The sequence below is a fragment of the Paenibacillus sp. FSL R7-0345 genome, from assembly GCF_038595055.1.
In the GTDB taxonomy this organism is placed as follows: domain Bacteria; phylum Bacillota; class Bacilli; order Paenibacillales; family Paenibacillaceae; genus Paenibacillus_AQ.
In genome coordinates this window covers 5532945-5545000 of the sequence record NZ_CP152002.1, presented here as the reverse complement: position 1 = coordinate 5545000, position 12056 = coordinate 5532945, and the positions used below count along the sequence as shown (strand labels likewise).

Annotated in this window: 9 protein-coding genes and 6 tRNA genes (1 of these 15 only partly in view); 14 read left to right on the top strand and 1 reads right to left on the bottom strand. The window is 53.1% G+C overall.

The window, feature by feature from the left end:
• From NST84_RS23895 to NST84_RS23860, 8 genes are all read left to right on the top strand, one after another.
• Positions 1 to 1009: the 3' portion of a transposase gene (locus tag NST84_RS23895; RefSeq protein ID WP_342562603.1), read on the top strand. The gene continues 608 nt to the left of window position 1, outside the view; 1009 of the gene's 1617 nt are visible here — the last part of the coding sequence; its start codon lies off the left edge, out of view; it ends in the stop codon at positions 1007 to 1009.
• A gap of 808 nt (positions 1010 to 1817) precedes the next feature.
• Positions 1818 to 1892: transfer RNA gene (locus tag NST84_RS23890), tRNA-Glu, on the top strand.
• 68 nt (positions 1893 to 1960) lie between these two features.
• A tRNA-Val gene (locus NST84_RS23885) sits at positions 1961 to 2036 on the top strand.
• An 18-nt stretch (positions 2037 to 2054) separates the two neighbouring features.
• Positions 2055 to 2128 (top strand) — tRNA-Met (locus NST84_RS23880).
• Between the two features lie 29 nt (positions 2129 to 2157).
• Positions 2158 to 2235, top strand: a tRNA-Asp gene (locus NST84_RS23875).
• A 59-nt stretch (positions 2236 to 2294) separates the two neighbouring features.
• Positions 2295 to 2369 (top strand) — tRNA-Gly (locus NST84_RS23870).
• Positions 2370 to 2375: 6 nt separating this feature from the next.
• Positions 2376 to 2452: transfer RNA gene (locus NST84_RS23865), tRNA-Arg, on the top strand.
• Between the two features lie 181 nt (positions 2453 to 2633).
• Positions 2634 to 3050, top strand: coding sequence for a hypothetical protein (locus NST84_RS23860; RefSeq protein WP_342562602.1), 417 nt, complete (start codon positions 2634 to 2636; stop codon positions 3048 to 3050).
• Here NST84_RS23860 and NST84_RS23855 read toward each other — a convergent pair.
• Entirely contained in the window at positions 3040 to 3813 is a 774-nt protein-coding gene (locus tag NST84_RS23855; RefSeq protein ID WP_342562601.1) for a DeoR/GlpR family DNA-binding transcription regulator, read from the bottom strand. The two genes, NST84_RS23860 and NST84_RS23855, sit on opposite strands and share 11 nt — an antisense overlap.
• Before the next feature lie 341 nt (positions 3814 to 4154).
• On the opposite strand from NST84_RS23855, the gene NST84_RS23850 reads away from it, so the two are divergent.
• The 6 genes from NST84_RS23850 to NST84_RS23825 all read left to right on the top strand — a co-directional run bounded on the left by NST84_RS23850 (position 4155) and on the right by NST84_RS23825 (position 12035).
• Positions 4155 to 5921: an L-fucose isomerase gene (locus NST84_RS23850; protein WP_342562600.1), complete on the top strand. Its 1767-nt coding sequence runs from the start codon at positions 4155 to 4157 to the stop codon at positions 5919 to 5921.
• Between the two features lie 26 nt (positions 5922 to 5947).
• The gene (locus NST84_RS23845) at positions 5948 to 7387 is read left to right on the top strand and encodes a rhamnulokinase family protein (RefSeq protein WP_342562599.1); all 1440 of its coding nucleotides are present in this window, start codon (positions 5948 to 5950) and stop codon (positions 7385 to 7387) included.
• A 12-nt stretch (positions 7388 to 7399) separates the two neighbouring features.
• A complete protein-coding gene (locus tag NST84_RS23840; RefSeq protein ID WP_342562598.1) occupies positions 7400 to 8050 on the top strand; it encodes a class II aldolase/adducin family protein in 651 nt (216 codons plus the stop codon).
• 24 nt (positions 8051 to 8074) lie between these two features.
• A complete protein-coding gene (fucU, locus tag NST84_RS23835) occupies positions 8075 to 8512 on the top strand; it encodes an L-fucose mutarotase (protein ID WP_342562597.1) in 438 nt (145 codons plus the stop codon).
• A gap of 231 nt (positions 8513 to 8743) precedes the next feature.
• Positions 8744 to 9874, top strand: a complete 1131-nt coding sequence (locus NST84_RS23830; protein ID WP_342562596.1) for a glycoside hydrolase family 88 protein — start codon at positions 8744 to 8746, stop codon at positions 9872 to 9874.
• Positions 9861 to 12035, top strand: coding sequence for an alginate lyase family protein (locus NST84_RS23825; protein WP_342562595.1), 2175 nt, complete (start codon positions 9861 to 9863; stop codon positions 12033 to 12035). The genes NST84_RS23830 and NST84_RS23825 overlap by 14 nt, the downstream gene beginning before the upstream one ends.
• The last annotated feature ends 21 nt before the right edge of the window (positions 12036 to 12056 follow it).

Sequence of the window (12056 nt, the reverse complement as noted above, 5' to 3'; positions counted from 1 at the left end):
TTGCCAATTCAGTGAATCTGCGTCGAAACGCCGAGCGGCCCGCCGTACCAAAAAGCCAAGTGAAACGCCAGAAATTCAGCAACTGGAGTTCGAGAATGTCGAGCCAGAGCCTCAGCCAGCGAACGAACCGCTTAAAAAACCAGTCTACCGACGTGGGCGGGCTTCTGCGGAAGAAAAAGAGCGCCGGCGTCTAGAACGGGAAGCTTATGAAAAGACTCTAGCACCCTTTGAGAAAACGATTGAAGCGATGCTGCCTTACACCTATGACGAGCTCCTGAACACGATCCCCCGGCACGCTGCACGCTTTGACAAGAAAAATACGAAGGGCAGACTCACCAGTTATTACGGATTTAAGGCGAACGTACTGGTCGATGCGGATTCTCAGTATGTGCTAAGCGGTGTTTTTAGTTCGGCGAATCTGAATGACCAGCGGATGGCCGTCCTGCTTCTAAAGGGGCTACACCTGAAGTTTCCTGGGCTGAAGGTGAAGCATGTCTTGGGCGACAAAGGGTATGACAGTTCGGCCATTTACCAGTTGATTCATTCCTTAGGCGCTTTTCCTATTATTAAAATGATTCACCACAAAAAACCGCCCGAGGGGATGAACCAGGATTACACCCCTGTGTGCTCGCAGGGACACGCCTACCGTTACGACAGTTTCGATACCAAATACGAAACGCTGCGTTACACCAGGCCCAACCATTGCAAAGACTGTCCGTTTTCTGCATCCGGCTGCCAAAAAGTGTTTAAGATTCGAATCCAAACCGATTTGCGGAAGCACGCTTACCCAGCAAGAGGGAGCGAGAGCTTTAGGCAACTGTATAACAAACGAACGGCTGTAGAACGTGTTTTTGCCTACCTCAAAGAGTATTTTGGGATGAAGCGCACACGTCACCGCGGCGTCCGGGCAAGTGTCGATTTCCAGCTCAGCACATTGGCCTACAATTTGAGTAAGTTTGCGCTAGACAAGTTGAACAAGCAGTTGAGTAACTCCCAGCAAGTGGCCTAACTTTTTTAAAAAACAAACTCAGATTTTGGCCCAGTCTTGCTATCCAGCAAACTGAATTATGAAATTGACTCCTTTCTGCAACTAAACCTGACTCATTGGCTCCGCTGCAGGTTTTAACTGCACTCTATTCGCCCAAAACGCCTAGAAACGGCTTTTTCGAGGGGAATAGATGTACAGAATATAGTTATAGCCTTATAATGACGAATTTCCCCTGTTTTAATTGTACAATGTACATCTAAAACTGATTTGACTCCGAACCGACTGACTGAGGTTGCGCCCGGCAGGGGAGATCAATCCGCTGCCCGCCGATATACCTGAGGCGGGAATAGGAGTCGTTTTGTTAGTCTCTTAATGACGTTCTATATAGAAAGATTCTGTTACGCTCTCTTAGCTCTAACGGACACCAGTGTTCTTATTTACGGAATTATCCCCCAAATCCGTCCCCTGCAGTGATAATAAGAGCGGTACGGTCGTTAGTACGGCCATAGAGGCTATTCTAGCGGAATAAGGGCTCTGGGGTCCGTTAGGTTCATTGAAGGAACATGGGGGCCCCCTGGGAGCTGCTTAGTAGATCGGCAGATGGAATAGAGCCTCAGAAGAGTAGAACAGGGAGGTGGACTCTTTGGCTAAGTGGTACGTGTATAGGTAATAGGCAAGGTTGGCTTCAAATATTTGCCCCATAGCCATATGAGCCCTTTAAACATAAGGGGCATTTGGCCGTTATTATAAAAACAATGAATAATCTCTTGCAGTTTGTGTTTATACGTGATATAATATTTTTTGTTGTCACAAACAACACTGATCATATGGCCCGTTGGTCAAGGGGTTAAGACACCTCCCTTTCACGGAGGTAACAGGGGTTCGAATCCCCTACGGGTCACCATTACTTTTAAAATAAAAGCTTGCTTTTATAATGAATGTGTGGTAAGATAATTAAGTTGCTTCTTACATGGAGGCTTAGCTCAGCTGGGAGAGCATCTGCCTTACAAGCAGAGGGTCGGGGGTTCGATCCCCTCAGCCTCCACCATATATAATTTTTTACTGACGCGGGGTGGAGCAGCCCGGTAGCTCGTCGGGCTCATAACCCGAAGGCCGCAGGTTCAAATCCTGCCCCCGCAATTAATCTCTAACAAGAGAGCCCTTATTATGGAACCGTGGTGTAGTTGGCCTAACATGCCTGCCTGTCACGCAGGAGATCGCGGGTTCGAATCCCGTCGGTTCCGCCATTAGTACTTTGTTTATAGGGTCTGACAAGCCGATTGCTTTGCAGTAATACATACCGTGTGCGGACGTGGCTCAGCGGTAGAGCATCGCCTTGCCAAGGCGAGGGTCGCGGGTTCGATTCCCGTCGTCCGCTCCAATATTTGCGCCCTTAGCTCAGCTGGATAGAGCGTTTGACTACGAATCAAAAGGTCGGGAGTTCGAATCTCTCAGGGCGCGCCATATTTACTTTAAAGAAGCATCTCTCCGGAGAGGCTATTTTTTTTGTCTAAATAACTTCATTATTTGCCCTGAAACGGAATGGTGAATTACTATTAAAGTAATTTTACCTTTCCGTTCTTTTATATTTGAGAAAGCGTATTAAAGCGGGAAGCGGCCAAAATGCAGAAGAGGAGGCTTTTGTATGTTCAAGAGCATAAAGCGGCGCATTGATAATGCAAAGCAGATGCAAAACATACGCAACGAAAACCCGGAGGCATGGGAGCGGGCATTAAAGGAGGAGCAATCCAGAGTTGAGGAAGTGAACGAAAACGTTCTGCCTCCCCAGCCCGGACCGGTGATCCTGTTTTTTCGTTGGACACTGCGAGTTGTGACTGTCTTAATATTACTTGTGATCTTCCTCGGGGTACCCCGTGCAGATAATCCTTTATTTTCGCTGATGAGCTTTGGCTTGCTACTGTCCCTGCTGTACCTGATAGCTGGTCTTGCTCACCCCTCAATCGTTTTCGCCCGGAGGAAATGGCCTAGGGAAGATGTGGCAGAACTGTTCGGCCTGCTGAGCATCGTTTTTATTGTTTTGATGGCTGTGTTTAATCAGTAGGTACACTGTATAGTACGGACACCTGATAGCTGTTCAAAAAGCTGATCCATTCCTCAGAAGGCTTCTGATCAGTCACAATATAATCGACTTTATCGAAGCTGAACAGCTTAATAAAGGCAATCCGGTCAAATTTGGAATGGTCAACGAGCAGCACAACTTTACTGGCCTGTTTTTGCATCAGAATCTTCAGCTCGCTTTCCTCCTCGTTGGAATCGCTGAGTCCTCCGGTCATCGACAGTGCTTTGCAGCTGAACAGGGCAACATCCACATTATACTTCCGGATCGTCTGTGAGGCGGTGGGGCCGACGAAGGAGCTGGTCTCGGGTCCCAATGTACCGCCGGTGGAAATCAGCTTATGGCCGGAGTGCTGGAATTCGGATAAAACCGCAAGTGAGTTGGTGATGATGGTCAGATTGTGCTTGGATCCGGTGATTTTGCGCAGGGCCTCAAAAGCCGTTGTGCTTGTATCTGTCATCAGGCTGTCCCCGTCATTAATCAGATCCAGCACATTGCCAGCGATAATGCCTTTAGCCTCCAGGTTGACCTGATGTCTGCTCGCGTAGGACGGGTCTTCGTTGGTATGGGCGTTTAGTATCGCGCCTCCGTAATTTTTTTTGGCCAGGCCTTCCTTATCGAGTTTGTCCAGATCGCGGCGGATGGTCTCCTCTGACACCTGGAATTTCTGCGCGAGGTCGGCTACATGCACTTTTTTGTGCCGGTACAGCTCATTTATGATCAGGTCTCTCCGTTCAAATGCCTTCATGCCTTACTCACCCTTGTCTGGAAAATTATATTTTATTCATAGTGTACTACAATTGACGTATAGATAGTCACTTCTTACACACAAATCCACATATTATTTAAACGATATCACATGAAACCACATTAATATAATAAAATGTTGTGGTATTTTGTTGACTTTACCGGGTTTCGAATCTATGATAAACATGGAATGAAATACAATTATATGTTTAGGGTCGGGCGGCACGGAATGGGGCAGTCTCACAACATCTTCATGAGAGCGCTTTAAAAGGGGACTGGGTTCACGTCTGCAAGCAAGGATCTGCCGCAATATCCAACCCATTCATTTGAGGAGGAACAGCAGTGGCAACAAATTATCCGAAGATTGGTATCCGGCCTACGATTGATGGAAGAAGACGCGGAGTGCGTGAATCGCTGGAAGCCCAGACTATGGGAATGGCCGAGCGGGTGGCTAAGTTTCTTACAGAAAGTCTTTTTTACCCGGACGGGTCTCCTGTAGAGTGTGTTATCGCTGATTCTACGATCGGCGGTGTGAAGGAAGCAGCGGCTGCCGCACAGAAATTTGCCGGACAGAATGTCGGCGTGTCGATTACAGTAACCCCGTGCTGGTGTTATGGCTCTGAAACAATGGATATGGATACAGCGGTTCCGCATGCGGTCTGGGGCTTCAACGGGACTGAGCGTCCGGGGGCCGTTTATCTGGCGGCTGTACTGTCTGCTTATGCACAAAAGGGAATTCCGGCGTTCGGGATTTACGGGGAGGATGTGCAGGAGTCGGACAGTGAAGAGATCCCGGCTGATGTGCAGACCAAGCTGCTGCAGTTCGCCAAATCCGCTATGGCAGTTGCGCTGATGAAAGGGAAGTCTTATCTGTCGATGGGTTCCGTCTCGATGGGGATTGCCGGCTCGATTGTGAACGAACAGTTCTTCCAGGACTATCTGGGCATGCGGAATGAATATATCGATATGTCCGAATACGTGCGCCGGTTCGAGGAGGAAATTTATGATAAAGAGGAATTTGCACAGGCCTTGGCCTGGGTTAAGGAAAAATGCATCACCGGCGCGGACAATAATCCGCAGCATCTGCAGATCAGCGATGAATTAAAGGAGCAGCAGTGGGAGACCTGTGTCAAAATGACGCTCATCGCGCGTGACCTTATGGTCGGTAATCCGAGGCTGGCTGAGCTCGGCTTTGAGGAGGAGGCTAACGGGCATAACGCGATCGTCGGGGGATTCCAGGGCCAGCGGCAATGGACGGATCATTTTCCAAACGGGGATTTCATGGAGACGATCCTGAACTCCTCCTTTGACTGGAACGGCCGGCGTGCCCCGTATATTGTGGCTACTGAGAATGACAGCCTGAACGGGGTAACGATGCTGTTCAACTATCTGCTTACGAATACGGCTCAGATTTTTGCCGATGTCCGGACGTTCTGGAGTCCTGCTGCGGTTGAACGGGTGACCGGATATAAGCTGGAAGGAGAGGCGGCGCACGGGCTGCTGCATTTGATCAACTCGGGCTCTGCGGCGCTGGATGGTACGGGAGAGCAGACGGTGGACGGGAAGCCTGCTATCAAGCCGTTCTGGGAGATTACGGATGAGGAGGCGGAGCGCTGCATAGCAGAGACCCAGTTCCGTCCGGCTTCGCAGGAATATTTCCGCGGGGGCGGCTTCTCCACCGATTATTTAACAAAAGGCGGAATGCCTGTAACGATGGCCCGGCTCAATCTGGTTAAGGGGCTTGGTCCCGTGCTTCAGCTTGTAGAGGGTTATACTGTGGAGCTGCCTGAAGCGGTTCACAAGACGCTGGATGAGCGGACCGATCCGACCTGGCCGACGACCTGGTTTGCTCCTAAGCTGACGGATCAGGGCTCATTCAAAACCGTTTATGATGTCATGAACAACTGGGGAGCCAACCATGGTGCAATCAGCTACGGGCATATCGGAGCAGATCTGATTACGCTGGCTTCCATCCTGCGGATTCCGGTCAGTATGCACAATGTGGATGAGGATCGGATTTTTAGACCGCGCGTGTGGTCCCTGTTCGGAACAGAGGATCTGGAAAGTGCAGATTACCGGGCTTGCCGCAACTTCGGACCACTGTACTAAAATCGGAGGCAAAGCAGGTGCGGGATATGGATGAAATAATCAAGCTGCTCGCAGTGGACCTGGGGGCCAGCTCCGGCAGAGTCATGCTGGGCCTGTATGACGGTAAGCGTATAGTGATGGAGGAAGTTCACCGGTTTGCCAATCAGCCGGTTGAGCTGCACGGGCATTTGTACTGGGATGTGCTGCAGCTGTTTCATGAAATCAAGCAGGGAATACGCAAGGCGGCCAGGGAGCACGGGACTTTGACGTCTGTCAGCGTAGATACCTGGGGTGTCGACTACGGCTTTCTTGACCGGAAGGGGCAGCTGCTGTATGCCACGCATCATTACCGGGACCAGCGGACAGCTGCCTATACTCCTATTCTTGAGGAGCTGCTGCCGCCGGATGAGCAGTTTAGATTGACAGGCAATCAGTCAGCCAGCATTAACACGGTGTATCAGCTGTTCGCGGATCTGCAGGAGAGTCCCTGGCTCAGGGAGACCGCAGACCGGCTGCTGCTGATGCCGGACCTGTTCCATTATCTGCTCTCCGGCACCGCCGCCGGGGAGCAGACGATCTGGAGCACCAGCGGCCTGCTGGCTGCCGGATCAGTGACTCCATCCGCCAAGGTGATGAACCGGCTGCGGCTTCCACTCAGCCTGATTCCGGAGCTGGTGCCGGCCGGAACGGTGACCGGCCAGCTGCTGCCTGCGCTGCAGGAGGAGCTTGGCACAGGCCCGCTGCAGGTTATTGCCGGGGCTTCCCATGACACGGCCTCTGCGGTGGCTTCCATACCCTATGGGCCGGGAGCAGAGACGGCCGCTTTTATCAGCTGCGGGACATGGTCCCTGGCAGGCATGGTGACAGAGCAGCCGGTGCTGACGGATCAGGCCCGTGAATACGGCTTTACCAATGAGGGCTGCTTCGGCGGCGGAAACCGGCTGCTGAAGAATATTACGGGGCTGTGGATTTTGCAGGAGACGCAAAGAGGCTGGGTGCAGGCGGGTGAGCCGGTGTCTCATCAGGAGGCGGTCCGGCTTGCCGCAGAAACCCGAAGTGAAGGTTATGCTGCAGCTGTCATAGATCCGGATGATGTCCTGTTCAGCACGCCGGGGGATATGCCCGGCCGGATTGCAGCTTATTGTACCCGTACCGCCCAGCAGCCGCCGAAAAGTAAGGGCGAGGTTATTCTGACCATTCTACAGAGCCTTTCTTCGGCTTATGCCCAGACAATAAAGGAGCTTGAGCAGCTGACCGGACAGGGCATCCGCACAATCCATATGGTGGGCGGAGGCATCCGCAATGAGCTGCTGTGCCAGCTAACGGCTGAGGCCACCGGAAAAGAGATTATCGCCGGGCCTGCCGAAGCCAGCGCAATCGGTAATATAGCTGTCCAGTTAGCCGCTCTGGGAGCAGTCAAGGCTTCTGCGCTCAGAGAGCTTGTGGCACAGTCCTGTACGCTTGTCCGTTATTATCCGTCGAAATAAAGGAGAGTTACCATGAATCAGAAAGAACAAGAGCTGCGCCTGCTGATCTGTGATATCGGCAGAAATTTGTTCAACAAGGATTTTATCGCCGCCAATGACGGGAATATTTCGGCCCGTCTGTCCGAAACGGAAGTTCTTGCTTCACCGACAGGAGTCAGCAAAGGCTATCTGCAGCCGCATATGCTCGTTAAGGTCAATCTGCAGGGAGAGATCCTTGAAGCAGACGAGGGCTACCGCCCTTCCACTGAAGTGAAGATGCATCTGCGGATCTATAATGAGCTGCCCGAAATGAACGGGGTGGTGCATGCCCATCCGCCTTATGCGACAGCTTTTGCGATCAAGGGTGAGCCGCTGGATAAAATGATGATGCCGGAGTCGGTCATAGCAATGGGAGATATTCCACTGGCTGCATACGGGACACCTTCTACGGAAGAAATCCCGGATTCGCTGATCCCGTTCCTGGGCAAGAAAACGGCCGTCCTGCTGGAAAGCCACGGCGCCCTGACCTGGGGCAAGGATGTTATGAGCGCCTACATGAACATGGAGCGTCTCGAATACACAGCAAAGCTGACGTTCATTACCCGGATGATCAAGGGGGAGCGCGAGCTGCCGCAGAACCGGATTGATGAGCTGGTTGCCCTGAGGTCTTTTTATGGAATGTAGACCGGCTGTCCAAGGAGGTACAGCATGCTGAAGAAAATTCCTAAGCTGCTGTCCCCCGAACTGGTCCGCGTGCTGATGGAGATGGGCCACGGGGATGAGCTGGTGCTGGCGGATGCCCATTTTCCGGGTCACTCCCTGCATAACAGAGTGCTGAGATACGACGGGGTGGGTATCCCTGCACTGCTCGATGCGATCCTTGAGCTGCTGCCGCTGGATCATTATGTGCCGCATCAGGCGGCTTTTATGGCTGTAGTGGAAGGTGATCCGTCAGTGCCGGAGGTCTGGTCCGTGTATGAAGCTATTCTTGGGAAGCATGACGGGGCGGCGACGGTTGAATATGAGGAACGCTTTGACTTTTACAGCCGCTCCAGGCAGAGCTACGCTATTGTGGTTACGGGGGAAGAGGCTCTTTACGGCAATATCATTATCAAAAAGGGTGTTGTTACAGCAGAGGGCTGCTAAGAAAATTCATCTGTCCTCTGGAATGATGCTATGAAGACCGGATTTTAATTGAAAATAGCGAGGCTACAGCGGACATGTTCATGTGCTGTGGCCTTTTTTTGATTGTGCAGAGCCGAAAGAGCAGAAAAGAAGTCAAAATTATACACACTCCCGGCAAAAGTTATCTACTCCGCGGATGCCCCAATCTCTTACGATAAGGCAAACGCAGTGTGAGTGAGGGAGAGAGATATAATGTGGAAGCATGCAATTGAGGATGCCATCGTCAAAATACAGCGCAATATCGGCCGTTTCGGAGACCGTTACCCCCATGTAGGCCATGGCCGGCAGTATTCATTGATTGAGAACGAGGATTGGACCAACGGCTTCTGGAGCGGAATGCTGTGGCTTGGTTATGAATATTCGGGAGACAGGCGGCTTCTTGACGCAGCCAGGAAAACTGTGGACAGCTTCCGCAGCCGAATGGAGCAGGGAATCGTGCTCGACCATCATGATATCGGCTTCCTGTATTCACTGTCCTCCAAAGCGCAGTGGATTGTGGAACGAGATACAAATGCGCGTGAGCTGACACTGCTGGCAGCAGACTGCCTGATGGCCCGCTGGCGCAGGCAGGGGGAATACTTTCAGGCTTGGGGCCGGGAAGGTGATACTGCGGAAGGCGGGCGGATTATTATTGATTGCCTGCTCAATCTGCCTCTGCTCTACTGGGCCTCGGAGCAAACCGGGAAGCCGGTTTATAAGACGGCGGCAGAGCTTCAGGCTAACAAAAGCCGGCGTTATCTGGTGAGGGGTGACGACAGCTCGTATCATACCTTTTTCTTCAATCAGGAGACCGGAGAGCCCATTGGAGGCGCGACCCATCAGGGATACACAAACGGATCAACGTGGACAAGGGGACAGGCCTGGGGCATTTACGGCTTTGCGCTGTCGTATCGGTATACCGGCGATCCGCAGTTCCTGGATACCTCCAAAAGGATGGCCCGGTATTTCCTTGAGCATCTGCCGGAGGACGGGGTGGCTTACTGGGACTTCAATCTGCCGCCGGATGCAGAGCGTCCGTACCGCGACAGTTCCGCATCGGCCATCGCTGCTGCCGGACTGCATGAGCTGTTATCCCATTTGGATGAAAACGAACCCGGATATGCCTATCTCCGCAGCGGGCTGCTCAACACAATGGAAGCGCTGGTTTCGCATTACTCCACGATAGGCGACGAGCAGGCGGAAGGGCTGCTTAAGCATGGTTCTTATCATGTCCGCGGAGGTCAGGCGCCTGATGAATATATGATCTGGGGAGATTATTTCTACCTGGAAGCATTGCTGAGACTGGAAAAAGGGATCGGAGGCTATTGGTATGAGCGGGGATAGCGGAGCTTTAGAAGCAGATCACTTGCCGTCAATGGAAACCTTGTTGACTCTGTTGAACCTTGATTACCCCGGCTTGGAAAAGGTGAAGGAAGCGGCTCGATATGAGCGGTACTCTGAGGCACTGGCAGAGCTGCAGGCGTATTTCATTAATCGTCCGGTTCCCGGGGGCTTTCCCGCTCATGCAGACCGGACTGTTATCCCGGCATACGTCCGGGAGCATTGCCCGGAGGAGCTCGGGCTGGTGCTCCGCACGGCTGATGAGGTGCTGAAGCAGACCTTTCTGTTCCGGTTTCCCTGGGATATGGAACGAACACGCATCCCGGTTGTTTTTACAGAGAAGATAGACTGGAATCATGTTCCGTCCGGAGATGTTGAATGGCCCTATATGCTGAACCGCCACCGCTACTGGATTGCCTTGGGCCAGGCATCAGTGCTCACTGGCGGTGAGTGTTATGCGGAGCGGTTGTGCCGGCAGATGGAAGACTGGATTGACCGCAATCCGCTGCCCGGAGATCCTGCGGGCTCGCTGAACTGGCGCAGCATCGAAGCCGGCCTGCGGGGAACGAACTGGACAAAGGCCGTCTCCTACATTCTGGACTCCCCGTTCCTTACCGGGGAACTGCTGTGCAAGTTCCTGCTGTCCCTTCATATTCATGCGGCGTATTTGGCCGCATCGTATAACGGATGGAAGAATATCAGCAACTGGGGAGTGCTGGAGTCCTGCGGACTGCTGCATATCGCCAGATTCCTCCCTGAATTCCGCCTGGCGGAGGAGTGGACGGTGCTGGCGCTTGCACGAATGAAATCGACTGCCTCCTTGCAGATTCTTCCGGATGGAATGCACTGGGAGCAGTCGCCAACCTACCATCATGAAGTGCTGCACTGTTACCTGGAAATGCTGCATCTGTGCCATAGCGGCGGACTCCGGGCGGATGAAGCGGTAACGGACGCCGTACACCGGATGGCCCGTGCCTCGCTGGACGCCTCGCGTCCGGACCGGCGGCAGACGATGACGGGGGATAGCGACAGCTCGGATATCTCGACGGTGATGGCGGCAGCCGCGCTGATTTTTAATGATCCCGTTCTGCGGTTCGGAGGCGGCGACTGTCCCGGCTATGACAATGCCTGGCTGTTCGGCGCCGCAGGGCTGAGACAGTATGAACGGCTTGGCCCCGAATTGCCGCCGCTGCTGTCCCGGCCGTTTCCTTATTCGGGCAATTACTGCATGCGTTCGGGCTGGGATGAGCAGGCGTTGTTCCTGCTGCTGCGCTGTGCACCGCTTGGCGGCGGGCATGGCCATGCCGATTCTCTGCATATCGATCTGTTCGCTTACGGCAAAGAGCTGCTTACCGATCTGGGCCGCTACAGCTACAGCAATGAAGAACCGCTGCGGGCCGAGCTGAAACGTCCGTCTTCCCATAATACAACGGTTGTAGACGAGACTGATTTTACGGAAATTCTGGATACCTGGCAGTTCGGAAATATCGCTTTTCCCACCGGTGTCCGCTGGATTTCCCAGCCGGGTTTCGATTACGCAGAGGCCAGCCATGACGGTTACCGCAGACTGGATGATCCGGTTTATCCGCGCAGGCGGATCCTGTTTCTCAAGCCCCACTGCTGGCTGCTGATGGACAGCTTTGACTGCTCGGCAGAGCACCGCTTCAGGCAGTATTTTCATTTCCCTCCCGGACAGGTCAGTCTTTCCCGGGATACGGGAGTATGCCTGACCCGCAATGCTGGCTCGGCCAATCTTTGCGTAATCCCCGCCGCCAAGCCAGGGCTTGCCGCAACAATTGAAGAGTGCAGCGTGTCGTACGAGTACAATCAGATCGAAGCCGCCTCCTGTGCAGTTTATGAAATAGCCGGATCCGGTACTGTGTCCATCACGCAGCTGCTGTATCCGCTGCCGCCGGGTTCAGCCAAGCTGCCGGTTCTGGAAAATGTTCCGGTATACCGTTATACCGGCGAGCTGGTCACGGCTGCACAGGCAGAGGCGTTCCGCATATTGCTTCCCGGACAACCGGAGATAATCGTGCTGATCTGCCACCGTCTGCCGTCTCTGCATGCCGATTCAATGGTGGTTGAAGGCATACAGGTCTTCGGGGAGGTTGTTGTGATTGAGCCAGGCAAGCCCGGAAGCCAGGCCGGGGTTATAAAGTAGTAATGACGGGCAGCCAGTGGA